General features: G+C 60.6%; 17 protein-coding genes. 5 read left to right on the top strand and 12 right to left on the bottom strand.

The window, feature by feature from the left end; genetic code table 11:
* Nucleotides 1–61 precede the first annotated feature (61 nt).
* Complete coding sequence (locus tag J3489_RS01260) at nucleotides 62–802, bottom strand: SDR family NAD(P)-dependent oxidoreductase (protein ID WP_206995381.1); 741 nt, start codon at nucleotides 800–802, stop codon at nucleotides 62–64.
* Nucleotides 803–1,310: 508 nt separating this feature from the next.
* On the opposite strand from J3489_RS01260, the gene J3489_RS01255 reads away from it, so the two are divergent.
* The 3 genes from J3489_RS01255 to J3489_RS01245 all read left to right on the top strand — a co-directional run bounded on the left by J3489_RS01255 (nucleotide 1,311) and on the right by J3489_RS01245 (nucleotide 4,516).
* On the top strand, nucleotides 1,311–2,249 hold the full coding sequence (locus tag J3489_RS01255) for an intradiol ring-cleavage dioxygenase (protein ID WP_206996008.1): 939 nt from the start codon (nucleotides 1,311–1,313) through the stop codon (nucleotides 2,247–2,249).
* 91 nt (nucleotides 2,250–2,340) lie between these two features.
* Complete coding sequence (locus tag J3489_RS01250) at nucleotides 2,341–2,934, top strand: malonic semialdehyde reductase (RefSeq protein ID WP_206995379.1); 594 nt, start codon at nucleotides 2,341–2,343, stop codon at nucleotides 2,932–2,934.
* Between the two features lie 508 nt (nucleotides 2,935–3,442).
* On the top strand, nucleotides 3,443–4,516 hold the full coding sequence (locus J3489_RS01245) for a porin (protein WP_206995377.1): 1,074 nt from the start codon (nucleotides 3,443–3,445) through the stop codon (nucleotides 4,514–4,516).
* Between the two features lie 481 nt (nucleotides 4,517–4,997).
* Here the strand turns inward: J3489_RS01245 and cynR are convergent, their stop codons facing one another.
* The 5 genes from cynR to J3489_RS01220 all read right to left on the bottom strand — a co-directional run bounded on the left by cynR (nucleotide 4,998) and on the right by J3489_RS01220 (nucleotide 10,842).
* Nucleotides 4,998–5,960, bottom strand: coding sequence for a transcriptional regulator CynR (gene cynR / locus J3489_RS01240; protein WP_206995374.1), 963 nt, complete (start codon nucleotides 5,958–5,960; stop codon nucleotides 4,998–5,000).
* Between the two features lie 221 nt (nucleotides 5,961–6,181).
* On the bottom strand, nucleotides 6,182–7,594 hold the full coding sequence (locus J3489_RS01235) for an efflux transporter outer membrane subunit (protein WP_206995373.1): 1,413 nt from the start codon (nucleotides 7,592–7,594) through the stop codon (nucleotides 6,182–6,184).
* Nucleotides 7,588–8,487 (bottom strand): efflux RND transporter periplasmic adaptor subunit, encoded by a 900-nt coding sequence (locus J3489_RS01230; protein WP_206995371.1) that lies wholly within the window; start codon nucleotides 8,485–8,487, stop codon nucleotides 7,588–7,590. Before J3489_RS01230 ends, J3489_RS01235 begins: the two co-directional genes overlap by 7 nt.
* 1 nt (nucleotide 8,488) lies before the next feature.
* Complete coding sequence (locus J3489_RS01225; protein ID WP_206995369.1) at nucleotides 8,489–8,713, bottom strand: DUF1656 domain-containing protein; 225 nt, start codon at nucleotides 8,711–8,713, stop codon at nucleotides 8,489–8,491.
* Nucleotides 8,710–10,842, bottom strand: coding sequence for an FUSC family protein (locus tag J3489_RS01220; RefSeq protein WP_206995367.1), 2,133 nt, complete (start codon nucleotides 10,840–10,842; stop codon nucleotides 8,710–8,712). The genes J3489_RS01225 and J3489_RS01220 overlap by 4 nt, the downstream gene beginning before the upstream one ends.
* A 1,076-nt stretch (nucleotides 10,843–11,918) precedes the next feature.
* Here J3489_RS01220 and J3489_RS01215 point away from each other — a divergent pair.
* Together J3489_RS01215 and J3489_RS01210 are read left to right on the top strand one after the other, a co-directional pair.
* The gene (locus tag J3489_RS01215) at nucleotides 11,919–12,947 is read left to right on the top strand and encodes a LysR family transcriptional regulator (protein ID WP_206995365.1); all 1,029 of its coding nucleotides are present in this window, start codon (nucleotides 11,919–11,921) and stop codon (nucleotides 12,945–12,947) included.
* Between the two features lie 306 nt (nucleotides 12,948–13,253).
* Nucleotides 13,254–14,180 (top strand): LysR family transcriptional regulator, encoded by a 927-nt coding sequence (locus tag J3489_RS01210; RefSeq protein ID WP_206996006.1) that lies wholly within the window; start codon nucleotides 13,254–13,256, stop codon nucleotides 14,178–14,180.
* A gap of 24 nt (nucleotides 14,181–14,204) precedes the next feature.
* Here the strand turns inward: J3489_RS01210 and J3489_RS01205 are convergent, their stop codons facing one another.
* The 6 genes from J3489_RS01205 to J3489_RS01180 form a co-directional block, all read right to left on the bottom strand.
* Nucleotides 14,205–15,509 (bottom strand): NAD(P)/FAD-dependent oxidoreductase, encoded by a 1,305-nt coding sequence (locus J3489_RS01205; RefSeq protein WP_206995362.1) that lies wholly within the window; start codon nucleotides 15,507–15,509, stop codon nucleotides 14,205–14,207.
* Nucleotides 15,509–16,801, bottom strand: a complete 1,293-nt coding sequence (locus J3489_RS01200) for an NAD(P)/FAD-dependent oxidoreductase (protein ID WP_206995360.1) — start codon at nucleotides 16,799–16,801, stop codon at nucleotides 15,509–15,511. The genes J3489_RS01205 and J3489_RS01200 overlap by 1 nt, the downstream gene beginning before the upstream one ends.
* Nucleotides 16,802–16,872: 71 nt before the next feature.
* On the bottom strand, nucleotides 16,873–18,450 hold the full coding sequence (locus J3489_RS01195; protein ID WP_206995359.1) for a DUF3138 family protein: 1,578 nt from the start codon (nucleotides 18,448–18,450) through the stop codon (nucleotides 16,873–16,875).
* Between the two features lie 52 nt (nucleotides 18,451–18,502).
* Nucleotides 18,503–19,420, bottom strand: coding sequence for an ABC transporter permease subunit (locus J3489_RS01190; RefSeq protein WP_206995357.1), 918 nt, complete (start codon nucleotides 19,418–19,420; stop codon nucleotides 18,503–18,505).
* Nucleotides 19,417–20,394 (bottom strand): ABC transporter permease subunit, encoded by a 978-nt coding sequence (locus J3489_RS01185; RefSeq protein ID WP_206995355.1) that lies wholly within the window; start codon nucleotides 20,392–20,394, stop codon nucleotides 19,417–19,419. Before J3489_RS01185 ends, J3489_RS01190 begins: the two co-directional genes overlap by 4 nt.
* Entirely contained in the window at nucleotides 20,391–21,563 is a 1,173-nt protein-coding gene (locus J3489_RS01180; RefSeq protein ID WP_242539682.1) for an ABC transporter ATP-binding protein, read from the bottom strand. Before J3489_RS01180 ends, J3489_RS01185 begins: the two co-directional genes overlap by 4 nt.
* Nucleotides 21,564–21,571 lie beyond the last annotated feature (8 nt).

The raw sequence follows: 21,571 nt of genomic DNA, 5'->3' as shown, positions 1-21,571 counted from the left end.
ATCAATCGGGTACTTTGGAAAAGTCATTTCCACACCCGGACGATTCCCTTGCTTGTTATGTTCACTCCATCCCGAAGCCGCCGCTGACCGGAATGTAGTGGCCGGTGGTGAAGCCAGAATCCTCACTTGCCAGGAACGCCACAGTTTTGGCCACCTCGGTGGGACGCGCGATCCGTCGCATCGGTATGGCCGCTGCGATCGCGCGCAAGCGCTCGGGTGTGATCAGGCCGGCCGACGTGGCACCCTCGACCGTAGTCGGTGCGACGAGGTTCGCGGTGATCCCGTGCGGCGCCAGTTCCAAAGCGACATACCGCACGAACTGGTCCATTGCCGCCTTGGCGGTGCCTAGCGTGATCATCCCGTTACGCGGGTGGCGGGACAGTAGCGCAGTCAGATAAATCAGTCGCCCGTGGCGACGAGACATCATTCCAGGTACAACAGCCTTCGTTGTCAGGAATGCGGCACGCAGCTCGGTGTCCACCTTGCCGCCGAGTTGCTCCCAGCTCAACTCGGCGAACGAGGTAACCGCATACGGGGTCAACGCGTTGTGCACGAGAACGTCTATCCCGCCCCATCGCTTATTGATTTCATCGACCATGCGGGTGACATCGTCAGGCACCGTCACGTCGGCTTTAATCGCCACAGCTTCGCCACCCGCCGCGCCGATAGTCGCGACCACCTCTTCGGCCTGGGGGGCGCTGTCGCGGTGGTTGACGACCACTCGGTATCCGTGTTGGGCCAGAGTCGACGCAGTAACCGCACCGATGCCCCGGCTGGCTCCAGTGATTAGCGCGACGGGCATGATGTCACCTCCACTTCAGGGCTGATCTGATATTCGTGCTTTTGGGAAAATCCTTCCCGATCAGTAACATCCGCGATTATTTCTTCCCGGATACTACGACTCACATAAGTCTGGTCAATCATGTGCATTGAAAAATGGCTCCTTTTCAGATCAATCGGATGCATTGGAAAAAATAACTTCTCTCCCAATCTCGGACGATGCGCGTGTTCGTTTAGGCGTGCTTGTGCCTGACCGATCAAGGTTCACTTGAGTCATCACACGTCTCCTGGTTGGTTCCGGCCTCGAATAGGCTGGAGATGCGCGCGAAACGGATCGGATCGCCCCGTCTCGCGCTTGCTACCCGAGGTATCGCGCGGAACCCTGCGCGTTTGGCTTGAGCCACATTACTCTCATCACCGTTCTTGCTCTATGTATTGAGCGTCATGGAGACTATGCCGAAACGGAATGGAGCGGCTCCTGGCTGTCGGCTACTATTTTTAACCGAATGTCCAGATTACCAGGAGGCAGCATGCGAAACGTCGACGAAGACACCATTACGCAAATCGCCCTCGCGTATCACGAAGGGGCGAATAATCCTCGGCTCAAGCGGATCATGACGAGCGTCATTCAGCATTTGCACGCGTTTGCGCGTGACGTTGAGCTGACTGAGGATGAGTTGTATCAGGGCATCCAGTTTCTCACGGACGTCGGCCATATCACGGATGACAAGCGGCAGGAGTTTATTCTGCTATCGGATACGCTGGGTCTTTCGATGTTGGTGACGGCGCTTAACAACCGCAAGCCGGCCGGTTGCACGGAGTCGACCGTATTTGGACCGTTCTTCGTCGCAAATTCACCCGAGTACGAAAACGGTGACGACGTCGCGAACGGTGCAAAGGGAGAGCCGTGTTTCGTGACCGGACGGGTGACCGGGCTTGCTGGCGAACCCGTGCCCCATGCGCGCATCGAGGTTTGGCAGGCCGATTCGGATGGCTTCTACGATGTGCAATACACCGGGGGGGCGACTAATCAGGGCCGCGGCACACTGCGCAGTCTCGAGGATGGGTCATTCCGCTTTCGCTCGATCACGGCGGAATCCTACCCGATTCCCTACGACGGGCCTGTGGGCCGGATGCTTGAGGCGCTTGGCCGGCATCCGTGGCGACCCGCTCACCTGCACTTCATGATTGAAGCGCCCGGCTACGAACGTCTCATCACACACGTTTTCCGCGCCGGCGATCAATACCTCGACTCGGACGCCGTCTTCGGCGTGCGTTCGTCGCTGATTACCGATTGGAAACGCCACGAACCGGGCAAGGCGCCTGATGGCACAAGCATCGACACGCCGTTTAGCACACTCGACTTTACTTTCGTTCTCAATCGCGCGAAGACTGGGGACGCGCGTCAAGGTGCGCCGCATAGATCGTCGGAACGCCGCTCCGTTGCCGGCAATTGGCGCATCGACTAAAGCAGATAGTCCAATGATCAAGCACATCGTGATGTGGAATTACCGCCCCTAACCTGTACGGGAAGACCTGCGCTTACCCTGGATGATCAACATGTTGAATACACTGTCCTCAGACGCACTCGATACCCTGTTCCGCAGTGCCCGCACGCAAAACGGCTGGCGCGGCAAGGCGGTTACAGATGCGCAGTTGCAAGCACTTTACGATCTGGCCAAATTCGGACCGACGAGCATGAACACCTCTCCAGCGCGTTTCGTGTTCCTGCGTACGCCGGAAGCCAAGGCGCGCCTGCTGCCGGCGTTGGCACCGGGGAATATGGACAAGATGCGCAGCGCCCCGGTGTGTGTGATCGTGGCCTACGATCGTCGCTTTTATGACCACCTGCGCGAGTTGTTTCCGCATCGTGCTGATGCCCGCACGATTTTCGCAGACAACGAAGCGCTCATTGAAAGCACGGCATTTCGCAACGGTACGTTGCAGGGTGCCTACCTGATTCTCGCTGCGCGCGCACTCGGGTTGGACTGTGGACCGATGTCGGGTTTCGACGCCCAAAAAATCAACGACGAATTCTTCCCGGAGGGGAACGTCAGAGTCAATTTCCTTTGCAACCTTGGCTATGGAGATCCGGGCAAGGTGCTAGCGCGTTTGCCGCGTCTTGCGTTCGACGAGGCCTGTACTCTTCTGTAACCACGCGTTTGTCTCATTCGTCGACGCAACCAGATCATGCCGGATTCTTTTGTCTATCAGACGCTGCCGGCGCGGGTCGTATTCGGTCATGGCACGAACGCGACTGCCGCGTTCCGCTCGCTCTGCGTGATATCGGTATGCCGCACGAAGGCATAACGCACGCGGTCAAGCAAGCACTTTCGAATCCCTATGGCAATCCACGTCCGGTCGAATCCGTGGCGCTGGGCGAACTGCTTGAGCACGCATGGGCGGGTGCAGGTGTTTGACGCCGCCCAATCGAGGCACGTTACGATTTTGCTGTTTCCATAGTCGAGAGGATATGGAGCGCGGAGTCGACGATAGGTACTCGACGCGCTGACCGAAAAACACAACTGACCGGCACGTACCGATCATCGGGACCAAGCGGATGAAAGTCCACGCCTGCGGCGAGCGCAGGTCCACCAGGATTTCTCGGTATGCCGTACAAATTAATTAGTTATACGACAAATAATACAAGGAGACAAGACAGATGGAGGTTAACAGGTTGAAGCTTGTAGCGCCCGTCATCCTCATGTTCAACACTGCCACTGCGTGCGCACAGTCGAGTGTCACGTTATTTGGAGTGACGGACGCAGCATTCGAGTATTCGAGCAAGACAGCAAGCTCAAAGGGGGGCAACGCAGGGAAGACGTTCGCGTTGGTCGATAGCGGTGTGGGTCCCTCGTCTTTTGGCATGGCAGGAAAGGAGGACCTGGGTTCGGGGTCGCGGGCGGAGTTTATGCTCGTAAGTGGGATCAGCGTCGCCGACGGCAGCTTCAAGAGTTCAAACGGCAATTTTTTCGGGCGGCAAGCCTGGGTAGGGCTGAGCGGTCCCTATGGCGAGATAAAGGGGGGTGTGCAGTATTCGCCGTTCTTCGTCACGTTGGCCGAATCGGATCCGCGTCAGTATTCGGAGTTCGGCAGTGCCCTCGAGTTGTACATCAGCAACGTAAATGTTACAGGTGCCTTCAATTCCAATGCGGTGTCCTATACGAGCCCCGAGTTGGCGGGCTTTCAAGGTAGCGTGATGCTTGCCCTGGGGGGCCAGGCAGGCAGCTTTTCTGCGGGACGCCAATGGTCTGCCAGCCTCAAATACCAGAACGGCGCCGTCCTGCTCAACGCAGCGATCTATGACGGCAACAGCGGCGGAACGGTACAGACTCTGTTTCCAAGTACTCGCCAATTCGAGGGGCGAACGGTGGGAGCATCCTATACATTCGAATCATTGACCATTAAGGGTTCGTTTGTGAACTACAGGGTCGCAGGATCGCATAACGACAATATCTACGGCGGAGGTATCAAATATCAGGTGACGCCTTCCGTCAACGTGAACTCGGGTGTGTGGTACACCAGCGACCGCGACGACACCGCCAACCACTCTCTGATGGCGGCGGCGGGGGTGGAATACTCCCTGTCCAAGCGAACCGTGCTGTATGGGCAAATTGGAACGGTCTCCAACCATGGTGACATGAAGACTGGGCTTGCTGTATCCGACCTTGGCTTTTTGACCGGAGTACCGGGAACCACGGTCGGGGGAAATCTTGGGATAAGGCACACGTTCTAGGATAAAAGGAACGGGCGGCGCCGAATAGCTTACGGATTTCTCAGCGGTATCGGTACGAATGTTTTCACATTGAGAGACTAACGGCTCGCGCCCGCCTGGCATCCGCGAGTACAACACCGATCGGTCTTGCAGCCCGCGAGGATATCTGACGGCCGAGCAGTTCGCCCAGGCACAAGAAGCGCAGCGGTTTTTAACCTCGGATTCTAACGGCGGATACGTTACTGCTCCCGATCGATCAGATCGGAGCATGCGAGTGATATGGATCCCGACCGGCTGAGTCCCTTTCGCCTGGCCACACTGTCGAGCGTGGCAAGAAGATCAGGGTCAATAGAGATGATTATTCGCACCTTGTTTTTTCGAGCAGAGGCTACCGTCTGTTTAGGGGACGACGCGTGGGCGATCGAAGTGTCGCACGTAGCGCTCGAGGCGGTCTGTTCGCCGGAGACGGGCTTAGGATATTTTCTGACTGGCATGAGGGAGGTCAACAAGCGGTAGAGATAGTTGGATTACCGATACGCTTCGTGAACGTGCGCAGCGACGCCAGGCATCCGTTGTTGCTGAGCAGACCGAGAACCACCGCAGCGAAGGCGGTTGCTGCTGCGGACCGGTACGCCCGCCGTGATCTGAGAAGAGCGGCAGTACGAACCGGAAACGGTGGATCCAGTGAAACGTTCTGAAGATTGCGATGCTCGAACTCGATGGTGCTCGGCAATATTGTCGCTATCTTTCCGCAACTGACGATCTTTAGGACCGCGCTGATTGAATTCGCCTGCAATGCGACAGTGGGTTGTATGTTGCGGGACTGAAAATAGCTGTCGACATAGAAACGCGATACGAAGCCCATGGTCAGGAGTGCTAGTGGAATCTTCGATAACTGTGATGGCGAGATTGACATTGGTTGCTTCGCTAGAGGATGACTCTTTGCGACTACGAGCATCAATTGTTCGGAAAAAAGCGGCTCGGCGTCGATCTCGTCGGAGCGCACGTCGGTGAAACCGAATGCTAGATCGACCCGGTCGTCGACCAGTGCGCCTTCCACTGCATCCAGCGACATTTCGGTCATTTCGATGACGATGCCGGGGTACTTCTCGTGGAAATGCTCGATCACCGGGGCGACGAGATACTCGGTAAAGGTTGGGGTAAAGGCGAGACGCAACTGTCCACGCGACAGATCGTGAACATCCTGCATGGCGCGCTGGGCAGTAAGCAGGTCGTTGTAAGCACGGCGCGCGTACTCGAGATAAACAGTGCCGAAATCGGTCGGTCGCACGACTCTCCCGCTACGGTCAAACAATTGCACCCCAAGCTCTTCCTCCAATTGCCGAACCTTTTGCGAAAGGGCCGACTGGGAAACGCAGAGTGCATCTGCTGCGCGCGTAAAGTTGCGATGCTGGTCGACTGCGAGCAGATAACTGATGTTACGAAGGAGAGGATTGCGCTGCATGGACTGCCTGTTCCGTGGGGAAATGGGTTGATTCTTTACTATAGCTGCCTCGCCATCGCCGGTGGACTCCCTTTGAACCCGGGGCTGGAGGGGGCAGACCCGATTTCGGGGCCGATGGCGGGTCGATTCGGTACAGCGCGAGAGGGCAATTTTCGAACATCGGGTAAAAGTAAGATCAATTGCAGGCATGCAAAGCAATCTCGGCGGGTTCGCTGACGGATTCATTGCCACCCACCCCCGAGTGCCAGAAACGTTGCAATCTGGTCATTATTGACGTCCATTTGCGCGATCGCATCTGCGCTTTCGGCGGAAAGCCGGGTGCGCTGCGCGTCCAGCGCTTCCAGGCCGCCGACTTTCCCGCCGAGCCATAATTGTTCGGTGCGCTCGTCGACCGCGCGCGCAGCGTCACGAGCTGAATCGAGCCGCTGCAGCCGTTCCAGCGCGGCGGCGTAATTATCGAGCGACGTTTCCGTCTCGCGCAGTGCGCCGAGCACTGTGCTGTCAAATTGCGCGAGGCTCACACGGCTTTGTGCGCGAGCGGCCGCGATACGGTCGCGGATCGCGCTACGATGCAAGTCCCAGCTCACCATGGGACCAACGGCGAAGCGGTTTGTGAGCGGTGTGGCGAAGCTGGCGGCACCGCCGGTCGATCCAATCGACGCGCCCAGTTTGATGTCGGGATAGAGCGCCGCTGTTTGCACGCCGATCTCCGCCGTCGCAGCGGCGAGGTGCCGCTCCGCAGCGCGAACATCGGGACGCCGGCTGAGCAAAGCGCGTCCGTCGCCGGTCGGAAGCAAGGTCTTCAACTGAAGCGGCGTGTGGCAGGCGAGCAGGCTCTTGTCGTACTGTGAGGGCGGCTGGCCCATCAACGTGGCAAGGCGAAATGCGGCGTTGAGCCTGCGCGCCTGGAGCGGGGCGAGCTGCGCGCGACTATCCTCTAACGCGCCTTGCTCGCGGTCCTGAGCGAAAGCGGGCGTGCGGCCGTGTGCAATCAATTCGCGGGTGAGCGCGAGGCGCCGTTGTTGAACCGCTATCTGCTGCTGCAGGATGTCGATCTGATTGCCGGCGTTGCATAGATCCGAGTACGCGCGAGCCGTTTCTGCGGCAACGTTGATGCGTACGAGGTCCCGCGCTGCGACGACGGCCTCTTGATCGGCGCTAGCCGCTTCGATACCCCGGCGGATTCCCCCAAAAAGATCGAGGTCGTAGCTGATCGTGATGCCCATGTTGTAGATCTCGTGCCTGGGCGGCTCGACATGCGAGAGCACGGCTGCTGCGGACTGCTGCGTGTAATTGGTGGAGGCGTCCGCCATTATGTCCGGTTCGCGGCTCGTACGGGCTGCCGCGAGCAGCGCGTCGCTGCGCTCGAGGTTGGCCTCTGCAGCCTTGAGATCGACGTTGCTGGCGAGCGCGTTTTCAATGAGGCGGTCGAGAACCGGATCGTCGAAGAGACGCCACCATTGGTCAGGCACAGGAGCGTCCGTCGCGACCGATGCGCCGGAAACGAACGCGTCGTTCGCAGCTGGTGCGTCGACCAGTGCCTGCGGCGGGATTTTGTAGTCCGGACCGACCTCTGCACATGCTGCGCACGCAGCACAGATCGCTGCTGTAATCATCACGCGCGCGCTTACCATGGCAGGCTCCTGCGCACCACGACATCGCCCGCACGGGAGTGAATCTCCACAGATGCGGTCTGGCCTGGCACGAGGCGCATGCCGGGAGGTATCGAATCGACGGCGATGCGCACCGGAATGCGCTGGGCGAGACGCACCCAGGTGAACGACGGATTCACGTTGGCGAGCTGTGCGTCGCCGCCTTCGCGTTCGCGATCCTGCACGCCGCCGGCAATGCTTTGCACATGGCCGCGAATCTCGTTCGCCACGCCCATCAGATAGACGCTCGCGGGGTCGCCGACGTGAATGGCCGGCAGCTTGGTTTCCTCGAAATAGCCTTCCACTCTCAACGACTCGTCATCGACGAGCGCCATTGCGCCCTTGCCCGCAGTGAGATAGGTGCCCGGCAACAGTCCCACGTTGGTCACCGTGCCGTCGACCGGCGCGCGCACGAGCGTGCGCTCGAGATTCAGTGCAGCCAGATCGCGCGCCGCCCGAGCCTGGGCGACTGCGGCGCGCAGCTTCTCGACCCGCGCCGTGCCTTGCTGCGTCGATTCCGTCGCAACGACGTCGGGCAACGAGCGGTTACGCTGGTCTTCCCGTATTGCCTCGGCCAGGTCGGCCTGCTGGCTCTGAAGATTCGCTTTGGCCTGGTCCAGCGAGATCGTGTAGCGTGACGGGTCGATCACCAGCAGAACTTGCCCCTTCCTGACCGTTTCGTTGTCGCGCACGCGCACTTCCGTGACGAGCCCGCTGATGTCGGGGGCGATTGGAACGATGTCCGCCCGTACCTTGCCGTCGCGCGTGAGCGGTTCGATTTGATAGCGTATCCACAGTCCATAGATTGCGGCCAGGATGCCCAGGATGATCGTCACGGTCAGGCCGGTGCGGGTGAGACTGGAAAATGGCTGCATGTCAGGAGATGAAACCGTGGGGAAAGAAGGCGTCGGCGAAGCGTGTGATTCCCCACCAAAGCAGGAAGAATGCCGCCAGGTCGATCAATGCGGGATGCCAGAGCAACTGGCGCAAGGGAAAGCGCAGCAAAACTCCGCGCAACAGAAACGTAACGGCCAGCGCGATTGCAGCCCAGAACAACGCCGACGGCATATAGACTCCGAAAAGGCGGATCTCCTCGATCATCGAGCGGTGCCTCCAGTCGAATACGTATGAGGGAAGAGATTGCAGCGCATGCCGACGAGTGCCATCAGGGCGGGGTCTTCGTGCCGTGCCGGCTGGCCGGCGATCACCTCGATGGCATGGTCGAGCGTGTCGAGCAATACGTTCGTGCCGGGCAGCGGATGATGAGCAGCCAGCCTTGCGCGAAAGAGCTTCGACACTTCGCCGAGTGCAGCTTCGATTGCGGCGCGTGTAGCTGCGTCGCGATTCTCCAGATCTTGTCGCGCCCGGATGATATTGCGGCCCACGCGTAGATCGCTCAGACCATCGGCTGCGTGCAGTGCGTCGTCGGCGCTCGCCAGCGCCATGCGTGCGGCCACCTGGCCGAGCCGGTCGACCGCCTGCGCCGTCCACGCCCGTGCGGCAAGAGGCTGCTGCGGGTCCGCCAGCTGCGCGAGGTCCGCCCAGTTCCGGCGCACGATCCGATATGCCGTCCAGCGCGAATTCGCGGATCGAAACAGTCTGGTGACGACGAGCGTGGTCACGATCCCTCCGACCTGCGCGAGCCCGGTATTGACGAACACCGCAAAGTCCGCCTGAAACCGGTCGAGAAAACCCATTGCGACGATGAAGCACGAGAGCATGGGCAATGCACGCGCCCCGCGCGCCGGGTCGGCCTGGATATAGCCCATCCACACAAGTGCAGGCGCGAGCGTCAGGATGAGCATGAACGCCCCATCGACACGCGGCAGGATCACGAACAGATACAGGGCGGCCAGTGGAAATGTCGTCAGCGTTGCAAACAGATACCGTCCTATCGCCGGCGCGGGATCGTCCTGCGCGGCGAACGAGCAGGTGACCAGCGCCGCGAAAGCCGCCGTTGCTGCACCGTTGGGCCACGCAAGCAGGATCCACACAGCGCAATAGATCATGATGGCTGTCGTCATCGCAGCGCCGGCAAGCAGCGCGACACCATGATCGCGCGCGAGCGGAAAGTCGTCGGCGCCGTTGGCGAGCTGAATCCGGAGTCGATGGTCGAGCTCGCCTTCCGTGAAGGCCCGCACGAGGCTGCGCGCCACGTGCAGCGTCTCGATGAATTCGGCGGTACGCTCGAACAGGTTCGCCGCGAGCAGCGAAGTCCACTGGCGGCTGCGCAGGTGCTTCGCGGCCAGTGCCCGGCAACGGGACACCAGGTCGTCGTCCAGTGTCTCGCCGACTTCCTGCGACGCATTGAGGCTGTCGATCACGGCGCCGACTAGTTCCTCGGTCTCCTCGTCGACCGCGTTCAGCGAGCGCAACTGATCGAGCCGATTGGCGGCCGCGGACGCGATCGAAAGCAGGACCGCGAGACGGTGCTGCAAATCCGTCACTGTGGCGCGCGTCGCATGGGCAAATCGCTGGTCGAAGCTTAGATTGACAGCCATCATGCCGAGCTCTGTCACGTCGGCCGCCAGTTTGCGGCGGTGCTCATACTCGAGCCGCGTATGATGGACGCCGAAGGATTCTGCCGTCCAGCGGCAGGCGTCGGTCAAAAAGGAGAGTGCGCGCTTGTGAATCACCGCGCGGATGTCGACAGGTCGAAGGATCCGGTGCACGATGGTCACGCAAAGAATGGCGACGGTCATTTCCTCGACGCGAGAAATTGTCGTCGTGAAAATATTCGAAGGGTCGTCCAGATAGGGAAAGGAGATGACCGCCGAACTGAATGCTGCCATCTGGAAGAGGAACGCACGCGGTGTGCGATCGAGTACTGCGAGATAGATGCAAAGACCGATCCAGATTGCGAGGCAAAACACCAAGAGGACAGGGGAGTTCTGCAGGTTGGGCGCGATCAGGATGGTGACGATGGCGCCCGTAGCAATACCGGCAAGACGATAAAGCATTCGGGGGCGAAACGCGCCCGCCATCGGCTGTGCCGTGACATAGACGGTCAGAAGTGCCCACCATGGTCGAGGCAAGCTCGCAGTGAATGCGATGATTAGCACAAGCGCTGCCGCAAAAAAAGAGCCAAGTGAGAAAAACAACTTTTCAGAATCGATGGCTAACGAATCCCGCGAGCGGAGCGGGGCGGCAGAGGCGTGAGGCACGAGGAATCCTTTGGGGAAACGACTAGCGATGGTGTCGAGCGATTGACGGTGACCGACGCGGGGCATCCGCTCGAAGGAGGCGCATTTGCGGTTTCGCGTGACGTACGCGGGCGCTGAGATACGCGGAGGAACGGTCGGTGTGGTGAGAAAAACTCCACACGAAAAGTGCGATAGTTGCAGGCATTTCCAACACATCCGCGCCGCTCGCTTTATTGAGCCTAGCGACTCGAATTCGAACAAAAAGGGGTCTATAACGGACCCGGATAGATGATTCGAGTCCCACGTGATTGCGACGCTGGGAATTGTGCCTGATGCCCTCAAGAACGTCCAAGGCGGATTTCCGAATACGACGATCGGTTTAGCTTATGGCAGCCGTCATGCAAGTGATGAGAGGGCATGAAGTTGAGGGTCATCTTCTCTGCGGAGGACTGCTAGGGGCGACGTCCAGCTCACACCGATGGCGCCTGATCATTGCCTTGATCGCTAGATCATCGGTTTACCTAATGGTATAGATCGATATTTCGCCTTGGACTTTGTGAGCCGGTTGATTCATGCTTCCCCTCGTCGGTTTTCAATGGCATCCGATAATCAAGAGGAAAAGTTCTTCGCAGAATGAATCGTGTAGCACTGTCAAAGAGCCTTTCTTTTCGGTAGGTTTGCCAATTGATCAATCGATAGCGTAAACATTCAGTCTTTGTGGAAGGAATTGAAAATGAAGAAGCAATCGATGTTGTACCTGTCAGCAATCATTCTTGCATCTGTTGGCACGATTTCAGTCGCAGCGGCGCAGACGAGCGCGCAGACGGACCTTCAGCACGCGCAAGGTCAACCCGCCGCAGCAACGCAGGAGGCTGACGCGCAGCAGGCAGGATTGGGCGAAGCGCGCGGCGCAACGGCTGGTTCGACGCACGCAGTCGTTCGCGGTTCGAATGGGCAATCGGATCAGCGTGAGACGACCCCGCCCTGCGTCGGTCCAGCAAGCTTCTGCACAGTGTATTTTGGAAGCTGACGTGACCCTTGACGCTCAGTTTATTCCCGGGCAGGGTCAATGCAACCGGGGGCCGTATTGCGCGTGAATCAATCAAACTTCGTCGCCTTCTCGCACGACACGGGTTTCCGCGCTATAGCCCCCCCGAAAGCACTTGATCATCGCAAGCCTGCCTGGGAATACGCGGGTAGATAGGACCTATCGCAGCATCGAATGCAAATGCAGTGCGCAAGCAACGCATCTTCTCAAACGCCAACTTGCCGATATTGTGAATCATCTGTTTAGCGCGATGCGGGTCTTCCTCAGGGTTGTCGATACTCAGCACTTTTCCGCGGCCGCCAAGCAACTCAATCTTTCGCCGGCGCGCGTTACCCGTTATGTCGATGACCTTGAATCGCATCTCGGCGTCAAGCTACTTCAGAGGTCGACTCGCAGAACGCTTGTGACCGACGTCGGTGAGCAATACGCGTGCGGATGTCGAACATTGCTTTCGAACCTGGCCGAAGTTGAAGCGTGTGCGACGCGCGCCTCGACGGAATTCGCCGGCGAACTTCGCGTGGTCATACTCAGTGGCCTCGCCCAGCAAGGATTTGCGGCGCTATTCGCCGAATATCGGGCCCGCTATCCTGACGTGTCGCTGTGTGTGACGTCGACAGAGAGTGAGGTAAATCTGCTTGAAGGCAGGTTCGATGTGGGAATACTGATCGACGAACTGGTTACATCGGCCACACACGTTTCACGTGCGTTGATTCGCTCGCGTTTGGTGCCCGTTGCGGCGCCCTCATATCTTGTCCGCTCGCATGCGCCGCTCCGGCCCGATGATCTGGGTTCGCATCGAATGATTGGATTTGCAACCCGAGGAAGGGGAAAACGGTGGTGTTTCAAAGGTGAGAGGGAGCATCGCGTCCGGGTCAACGAATCGTTTGTCGCAGATAGTCGGATGATGCAAAAGCAGTTGGCGCTGGTCGGAGCGGGCATTGCTCTGCTCCCCGAATGTCTGATCGAAAACGAATTGCGGCAAGGTACATTGGTGCACCTCCTCGATGCGTATCCCCTGCTTGACGATGACATGACCATATCGCTTGTGTATCCGAACCGCGACTTTCTGACTGGACGGGCTCGTGCTTTTGTCGACTTGGCTTTGATGTACGCGACTCGCGCTCAGTACCGAGGAATTCCGTAACATCCATCTTGGCGTGAGACATAGCCGCTGCCAAACAGAGGAGCGTCATTCCGCTTGCCTGTCTTCTGCATACGAAGCCGATAAATATAAGAGACACATTTACGAGGAATCGTTTGCTAAGCATGTCGAAGGACCTTCGGAAGTTCCATCCTGATGCGTTGACGCCGGATGATCGGGAGGCCATCGAGCGGCGCCTGACGGGCGACGCAGGTGCAGCGTGTCGAAGTCAGAACCGGCAAGCCTGATGACACGCTGACAACCGGCGTTACTGCGGATCGCTTGGAATTTGAATTGGAGGATTTGACGTTGGACACGCTGCACACGATGCGGATATTCGTCCGCGTTGCCGAAGAGGGCAGCTTTACCGGTGCAGCGCAACGCATGGCAGTCACGCTTCCCCAGGCATCGCGCGCGGTATCCTACTTGGAAACGCATCTACGTACCCGACTGCTCAACCGTAGCACCCGAAGCATCGCCCTGACAGAGGCAGGGCGACGCTATTTGCAGCGTTGCCAACAAATTCTCGCCTATATCGATCAGGCGGAGGCCGAAGCAGCAGACGCACTGGCTCGCCCGTCCGGTCGTTTGCGAGTGCATGCGATGCCGGACTTTGGCCAGACGTACCTGGTGCCGGCCATCATGCGTTATCAGCAACGTTATCCCGCTGTGTCGGTCGATCTGACATTGTCTCAGCACGTGCCCGATCTCATCGACGAGGGTTATGACGTCGCCATCCATATGAGCACTACCCGGTTACCGGACTCGGGACTCGTATCGCAACAGCTTGGGACGGTGCACAGCGTGCTGTGCGCGTCGCCAGCCTATCTGCACGAACGCGGAACGCCAGACGGCGTCGCCGGACTTGCCTGTCACTCGTGCCTACAGTACGTCACCCCTCTTTTTCCGCGCGATCGCTGGCATTTGGACGGACCCAACGGACGGGAAACATTCGACCTTCCGCCGACGGCCTTTCGGGTGAATCTTCCGGACGCACTCAGCGGGGCGCTGCGGGAGGGCAAAGGGATCGGCGCCCTGCCCATGCCATCAGCCGTACCCGCCCTGAAGAGCGGCGAGTTGGTACGTGTATTACCGGACCATCAACTGCAAAGACTGACGGCCTATGCACTGTATCCCTCGCGGCAATACCTCGATGCCAAGATCGTGACATTCGTCGAGTTCTTGCGGGAAGTGGTGCCCCAGGCGCTGGCTGCCGACCAGGCAGAGTTGAGCTGAACCATTCGCGTTCCGTGCCGCGCTTCAGAACAACTCGCGCATGCGGTGATAGAGCATTCCGAGTTCGAGCGCGGGGCCGCGCAATGCCGATCCGCCCGGGAAGCGCGCATGCCGCAGCTTCGCGAAGAGATCGAAAGCGGCGGCGTTTCCGCTGATCGCTTTCGCGACGACGCGCCCGGCGATGCCCGTCAGCGCGACGCCATGCCCCGAAAACCCTTGCACGTAGAAGTAGTTCGGATCGATCGCGCCGAAATCGGGCGCGCGATTGCGCGTCACGTCGACAAAGCCGCCCCATGCGTATTCGACGTTCACATCGGATAGCTGCGGAAACACGCCGGCCATGCGCTTACGGATATGGTCGGCGAGCTTCGCTGGCGATGCTCCTGTCGAACTGGCCCGTCCGCCGAATAGCACGCGGTGATCGGCGGAGAGGCGGAAATAGTCGAGGAAGAAATTGTTGTCGCAAATCGCTGCGCGACCGGCGATCAGCGCATCGGCACGGGCTTGCCCGAGCGGTTCGGTCGCGACGATATAAGAAGCGATCGGCGCGATGCGCGCGGCGATCCGGGGCGGCAATACGCCCTTGAGCGTCGCGTTCCCGGCCGCGACGACGAAGCGGCAACGCACTTCGCCGGTCGCCGTGCGCACGACCGGGCGCGCGCCGCGCTCGACTTGGAGCACCGGCGAATGGGCGTACAGTTGAGCGCCTTCGCGGCGCGCGGCATCGGCGAGTCCAAGGCAATACTTGAGCGGATGGAGGTGGCCGGAATTCGGATCGTAGACACCGGCCAGATAGCGCTCGGATGCGATACGTGAACGCACCGCGTCGTGCTCGAGCCAGGACAGATGCGGATAGCCCCAGCGCGATGAGGCCGCGTCCATCCACGCGCGCAAATCCGGCACGCGTTTGGACTTGGCCGCCACGGTCAAATAGCCCGCGGTGAAATCGCAATCGATGCCGTACCGCGCGATGCGCTCGCGAATCAGTGCGAGTCCGTCGACGGACATCGCCCACAGCGCCCGCGCGCCTTCGAGGCCTAGCTGCGTTTCGATGATTTCGTCCTTCGCAAAGCCGACGAGCGCTTGCCCGCCGTTGCGGCCCGATGCGCCCCAACCGGGACGATGCGCATCGAGCACGGCAACGGAGAGGCCGCGCGCGCGGCATTCGAGCGCGACGGAGAGGCCGGCAAAGCCCGCGCCGATCACGCAGACGTCGACGTCGAGCGTGCCTTCGAGCCTGGGGTCGTCCACGGCGGGTCGCCGCACGCTGGCTTCGTAATAGGAGCGGCGCGCGAGATCGTCTGCGCGCTTGTCGAGGGTTGCAGTCATCAGAGCCAATCCTTCATTCGATACCACGCCATCGCGAGCACGAGCGCCGGCGTGCGCAGCAGCGTGCCGCCCGGAAATTCGCGGTGCCGAATCTTGCCGAACAAATCGAAGCGCGCTGCTTGCCCGTCGATGGCTTCGGCGATGAGCTTCCCGGCGAGGCCCGTCGTGTTCACGCCGTGCCCGGAAAAGCCTTGCGCGAAATAGACGGTTGGCGCCAGCCGCCCGAAATGCGGTGCGCGATTCATCGTGATGTCGACATGGCCGCCCCACGCGTAGTCGATTTTTGCGTTGGCGAGCTGCGGGAACGTCTTCAGCATGTCGCGGCGCATCGCTTGCGCGAGATTGGGCGGCGCGAAGGTCGAGTAGCTGACCTTGCCGCCCCACAGGATGCGCCCATCAGGCGACGGACGGAAGTAATCGAGCACGAAGCGGCTGTCGCACAGCGCGGCGCCTGCGGGCATCAGTGCCTGCGCGCGCGCGTAGCCGAGCGGTTCCGTGGCGATCACATAGGTCCCGACCGGCATGATCTTGCGCGTAAGCTGCGGCGCGAGCGCGCCGAGGTAGGTATTGCACGCGAGCACGACGTATTGCGCGCGCACGCGGCCCTGCGACGTTTCGACGACATGCTTGCCGTCTTCGTTGCCGATCGCCGTCACGCAGCTGTCTTCGAAGATTTGTGCGCCCGCGTCTTTCGCGGCGCGCGCGAGCCCCAGCGTGTAGTTGAGCGGATGCAGATGGCCGCTGTCGGGGTCGAACAGCCCGCCCAGGTAGCGCGACGACTGCACGTATTCCGGCATCGCATTGCGCTCGACATAACGCAAACGGTCGTAGCCGAAGCGCTTGGCGGCATCGTCGCGCGCGGCGCGCAGCTCGCCGGTATGGCGCGGCTTGTTCGCCGCGCTCAGGTAGCCGAGCGTCAGGTCGCAATCGATGTGGTGCTTCGCGACGCGGTCCTTGACGATATCGAGCGTTTCGAGACCCATGTCCCAGATGCGCTTCACGTCGGCCGCATTCATGTAGTTTGCGAACGCATCGATGCCGCAGGCGAAGCCCGCGATCAACTGGCCGCCGTTGCGACCGCTCGCGGCCCATCCGACTTTCGACGCCTCCAGCACCGCGACCGAGTAACCGCGTTCGGCCAGATTGAGTGCGGTGCTGATGCCGGTAAGCCCGGCGCCGATCACGCAGACATCGACCGTGAGCGCATCGGCAAGCGGCGCGTGGCGTGTCGTATCGTTGGCGGTGGCCGCGTAGTAAGACGCGACGTGGGGTTGATTCGAGAACTTGAGCATAGGCGGAGGAGGGCGCGAGGCGGCGCGTCGATCGACGTGCGCGGCGCCTCGCGCCGCACGGGTGCAACAGTTTAGAACGAGTAGATGAACTGCGTGGCCAACAGGTCGTTCGACTTCGCGTACGAACCGTCGTTGCGCAGGAACACCGCGTTGTTCGCCCAATCGTGCCGGTATTCGACCTTCACGGTGATCTGCTGAGTCGGATAGAACAGCAGGTCGAGCGCGACGTCCTGGCGGTTTGCGCCCTTGCATTCGATGCCGTTGTCGGTCGAGTTCTGGAAGCACTCGGTGCTGATGCCGAAGCCGTTGTACGGATCGCGGCCTTGGCTGTTCAGCGCAATGCCGCCGCCGCCGCCGCCGTTCTTGCTGTCGACGAGGTAGTCGTAGCGCAGCGTCGCACCCATCCGTCCGAGCATCGGCACGTTGAACTTGCGGTGCGCGAGCAGCGACAAGCCGTACCACTGCGCTTCGCCGCCGTTGTACGCCGCGTGCTGCTGCTGGCCGTAGTCCACTTCGGCGTTGTAGATCACATCGGCCAGCGTATAGGTCAAGTCCGCTTCGCCGAAGAAGAACGTGCCGTATGCAGTGCTCGACAAGCCGGCAGGACCGAAACCGACCGTATTGCCGCTCGAATCGGTCGCGGTGGCGAGCGTCTGGCGTCCAATGTTGAACGAGCCGCCGATATCGAGCGCGCTCGACCAGGTGTAGTCGGTCCGCGCGGTAAACGACGGGATCTTGTTGCTCGATGTGATCGGGTCGCCGAAAGCGTTCGTGCCCGTCTGCGTCACCGAGCCGTAAGTGCGGTACTGCTCGTTGCCGAGGAAGAACTTCCACGCCCAGTTGCTGCCGTCGCCCGTGTAGTTCAAGCCGATACCGACGTAGCTGCCCGGATCGGAGAAGTCGTAGAGCAGGTTGTGCGTGAGCGTCTGCATCTGATTCGATTGCTGCACTTCGTAGCCGCCGAAGCTCGGAATCAAGCCGGCCACGAAGGTGGTCGTGCCCGACAGCGGCACGTTGACCACAGCCGTGTTCAGGATGTTGAGGCCCGTGCTGCCATGTTCGTTCTGCAGCAGCGTGATGCCGTTGCCGCGGTTCGGCATCAGCGTGATTTCGGCGGACGGCGCCGTCGGGCCGACGCCGAACGTCTTCTTGATGTCGAGGTACAAGTCGCCGAAGGTGCTGTTGAAGTAGTTGTAGTTGCTTTCGTGGTTCGCGAACAGGAACGACGAGCTGCTTTGCGCACGGTTGTAGAGGTAGGTCGGGTCGATATAGCCCGTGACCGAGAGGCCCGCGATCGGCCCGGTGTTGGCCGCATCGACCAGCGAATCCACCTTCAACTGCTGATTGGCGATCTGCTGCTTCATCGTGTCGACCTGATCGTTGGTCAGCGTCGCCTGCGCCTTGCCGTAGTCCGGCGACGAGATGTCGACCGGCGCGGCAGGCGCGGCCGCAGCGGTGGCCGTCCCGCCGGCGCCCACGCTAGCCGCGCCGGCCGGCTTGGCCGCCACTTCGGCTTTGAGTGCTTTGACTTCTTTTTGCAGCGCCTTCAGCTCGGCCTGAAGCGCCTTGATTTCGGCGCTGGTCGAGTCGGCTAATGCGAGCCCCGGCATGCTGGCCGCCACCAGCATGCATATCAGTTTCTTTTGCATCCCAATTCTCCGTTCTAGGTCGTTTTGCAGTGAGATTTCTTGTTCGATCGGGTCAAGCCGTCCCGAGCGGCTCGGGTGCCTTGCGGGCGCTCGCCGTTTGCGGAATGCGCGGTGTTTTCGTGTGGCCGGGCTCTATCGCCGCGAAGGCCATTTGCATGTCGCGCATCCGCTTGCGTTCCTTCGCCAGCATCATCTGGTTCACGATGACGACGCCGATCGTCACGAGCGTGATGAACAGGGTTGCGAGCGCATTCATTTCGGGGTTCAGGCCGAGGCGCACGCGCGAGAACACGACGAGGGGCAGGGTGGTCGAGCCGGGGCCGGACAGGAACGCCGACAACACGAGGTCGTCGACCGACAGCGTGAACGACAGGAGCCAGCCCGACAGGATCGCCTGCGAGATCAGCGGCAGCGTGATCACGAAGAACACCTTGAGCGGGGTGGCGCCGAGATCGAGCGCGGCCTCTTCGAGCGACTTGTTCAGCTCCTTCACGCGCGACTGCACGATGATCGCGACGTACGACACGCACAGCATCACGTGACCGATCCACATCGTGACGACGCCGCGCCCGTTCGGCCAGCCGATCATCTGCTGGAGCGCGACGAAGAGCAGCAGGAGCGAGATGCCCTGAATCACCTCGGGAATCACGAGCGGCGCGTTGATCATCCCGGCGAACAGCATGAAGCCGCGAAAGCGTCCGAAGCGGGCCAGCACGAAGCCGGCCCAGGTGCCGATCACGACCGACGCGCACGCCGTCATCAACGCGATCTTGAGCGACAGCCACGCCGCGGTCAGCAGCTCGTCGTCCTTCAGCAGCGCGCCGTACCACTTGAGCGAGAAGCCGGACCAGACCGTGACGAGCTTCGACTCGTTGAACGAGAAGACGACGAGGCTGACGATCGGGATGTACAGGAACAGGAAGCCGACCGTGAGCACCGACGCCGAAAGGGGTTTGCTGGGCTTGATCATTTCGCGCTCTCCAATTCCTTGACCTGGTAGTACTGAAACACGGCCATCGGCACGAGCAGCAGCAGCACCATTGCGACCGTCACGGCGGACGCCATCGGCCAGTCCATGTTGTTGAAGAACTCGTCCCACATCACGCGGCCGATCATGAGCGTGTCCGCGCCGCCGAGCAGTTCGGGGATCACGTACTCGCCCACCGCCGGGATGAACACGAGGAGACTTCCCGCGATGATCCCGTTCTTCGAGAGCGGCAGCGTGATGCGCGTGAACGCGGTCCACGGCTTGGCGCCGAGGTCGTAGGCGGCTTCGAGCAGCGTGAGGTCCATCTTCACGAGGTGCGCGTAGAGCGGCATCACCATGAACGGCAGGTAGGAATAGACCATGCCGATATAGACCGCCGTGTTCGTGTGATAAAGCTCGATTGGCTGATGGATGATCCCCGTCCACATCAGGAAGTTGTTCAGCAAGCCGTTGTTCTTCAGGATGCCGATCCACGCATAGACGCGAATCAGGAACGACGTCCAGAAGGGCAGCATCACAGCCATCATCAGGACATTGCGCGTCGCCGGATTCGAGCGCGCGATGTAGTACGCCATCGGATAGCCGATCAGCAGGCAGAAGAAGGTCGAAACCGCGGCCATCTTGAGCGAGCTGATGTAGGTGGCGACGTACAGATCGTCTTGCATCAGGAACACGTAGTGCCCCAGTTGCAGCGCGAAGTGCACGACGCCGTCCTTGAGGCTGACGAGATCGTTGTACGGCGGGATGCCGAGCTGCTGATCGGCGAAGCTGATCTTCAGGACGAGCACGAACGGCACGGCGAAAAACACCGTGAGCCAGATGAACGGTATGCCGATGACGGTCGTGCGGCCCGAAGGCAGGAAGCGAGCGGCAAAGGCGCGCAGCGGCGCGAACCAGGAACCGGCGTTGGCGTTCGCGTTCGCGGCGGGCAGGGAGGAGGTGGCGGGATTTCTCATTGCGTCAGCACCACGCCGCTAGCGGGCGACCAGTAGACGAACACGTCGTCGTTGTAGGCGGGCGCACCGTCTTGCAAGAGGTGCGAGCTCGAGAGATTCGACACGACGACTTTGCCGCTCGGCAGGCGCACGTGGTACAGCGAATAGCTGCCCATGTAGGCGATATCCGTGACGACGCCGCGCGCCCAGTTATGCGGCGTCGCCGGACGCTCGCGCGACACGCGCACGCGCTCCGGGCGCACCGAGATGCCGACCGGCATGCCGAGCGGCCCGGTGACGCCGTGGCTCACATACATGCGCGCTTCGAGGTCTTCGCTCTCGACGAAGATGTGGTCGGGCTCGTCTTCGACGACCACGCCTTCAAAGAGGTTGGTCGAGCCGATGAACTCGGCGGAGAAGCGGGTGTTCGGGAATTCGTAGACTTGCGAGGGCGAGCCGATCTGCACGATCTTGCCTTCGCTCATGACGGCGAGGCGGCTTGCCATCGTCATCGCTTCTTCCTGGTCGTGCGTGACCATCACGCAGGTCACGTCGACCTTCTCGATGATGTCGACGAGTTCGAGCTGGGTCTTCTGGCGGATCTTCTTGTCGAGCGCGGACATCGGCTCGTCGAGCAGCAGGAGCTTCGGGCGCTTGACGAGCGAGCGCGCGAGCGCAACGCGCTGCTGCTGCCCGCCGGACAATTGATGCGGCTTGCGGCCCGTGTACTTGCTCATCTGCACGAGCGCGAGCGCATCGGCGACGCGCTCCTTGATCTCGTTCTTCGGCGTGCCTTCCTGCTTCAGGCCGAAGGCAACGTTGGCCTCGACCGTCATGTGCGGAAAGAGCGCATACGACTGGAACATCATGTTGACCGGACGCTTGTACGGCGGCAGCGTCGCGAGATCTTCGCCGTCGACATAGATCTTTCCCGACGTGGCGGTTTCCAGGCCGGCGAGCATTCGGAGCAACGTCGACTTGCCGCAGCCGGAGCTGCCGAGCAGCGCGAACAGTTCGTTCTTGGCGATCGACAAATTGACGTTGTCGACGGCGGTGCTGTCGCCGAATTTCTTGACGACGTTTTCGATGCGAACGAATTCGTCCGATTTCGCGTGCTTCGTGAAAGCGATGGGCGTATCGCGGTTCGATTGCGGCGCTGCGGGCGCCTTGATTGAAGCTGTCGTATTCATGATCTGAC

It is taken from the genome of Trinickia mobilis (assembly GCF_017315705.1).
Classification (GTDB): Bacteria; Pseudomonadota; Gammaproteobacteria; order Burkholderiales; family Burkholderiaceae; genus Trinickia_A; species Trinickia_A mobilis.
Note: the sequence above shows the minus strand (reverse complement) of the source record. Positions and strands in the feature narration are given on the sequence as shown.

Coding starts and splice junctions, on each gene's coding strand:
- J3489_RS01260 (WP_206995381.1), bottom strand. CDS start 802: ATGCCCGTCGCGCTAATCACTGGAGCCAGCCGGGGCATCGGTGCGGTT.
- J3489_RS01255 (WP_206996008.1), top strand. CDS start 1,311: ATGCGAAACGTCGACGAAGACACCATTACGCAAATCGCCCTCGCGTAT.
- J3489_RS01250 (WP_206995379.1), top strand. CDS start 2,341: ATGTTGAATACACTGTCCTCAGACGCACTCGATACCCTGTTCCGCAGT.
- J3489_RS01245 (WP_206995377.1), top strand. CDS start 3,443: ATGGAGGTTAACAGGTTGAAGCTTGTAGCGCCCGTCATCCTCATGTTC.
- cynR (WP_206995374.1), bottom strand. CDS start 5,960: ATGCAGCGCAATCCTCTCCTTCGTAACATCAGTTATCTGCTCGCAGTC.
- J3489_RS01235 (WP_206995373.1), bottom strand. CDS start 7,594: ATGGTAAGCGCGCGCGTGATGATTACAGCAGCGATCTGTGCTGCGTGC.
- J3489_RS01230 (WP_206995371.1), bottom strand. CDS start 8,487: ATGCAGCCATTTTCCAGTCTCACCCGCACCGGCCTGACCGTGACGATC.
- J3489_RS01225 (WP_206995369.1), bottom strand. CDS start 8,713: ATGATCGAGGAGATCCGCCTTTTCGGAGTCTATATGCCGTCGGCGTTG.
- J3489_RS01220 (WP_206995367.1), bottom strand. CDS start 10,842: ATGCCCCGCGTCGGTCACCGTCAATCGCTCGACACCATCGCTAGTCGT.
- J3489_RS01205 (WP_206995362.1), bottom strand. CDS start 15,509: ATGACTGCAACCCTCGACAAGCGCGCAGACGATCTCGCGCGCCGCTCC.
- J3489_RS01200 (WP_206995360.1), bottom strand. CDS start 16,801: ATGCTCAAGTTCTCGAATCAACCCCACGTCGCGTCTTACTACGCGGCC.
- J3489_RS01195 (WP_206995359.1), bottom strand. CDS start 18,450: ATGCAAAAGAAACTGATATGCATGCTGGTGGCGGCCAGCATGCCGGGG.
- J3489_RS01190 (WP_206995357.1), bottom strand. CDS start 19,420: ATGATCAAGCCCAGCAAACCCCTTTCGGCGTCGGTGCTCACGGTCGGC.
- J3489_RS01185 (WP_206995355.1), bottom strand. CDS start 20,394: ATGAGAAATCCCGCCACCTCCTCCCTGCCCGCCGCGAACGCGAACGCC.
- J3489_RS01180 (WP_242539682.1), bottom strand. CDS start 21,563: ATGAATACGACAGCTTCAATCAAGGCGCCCGCAGCGCCGCAATCGAAC.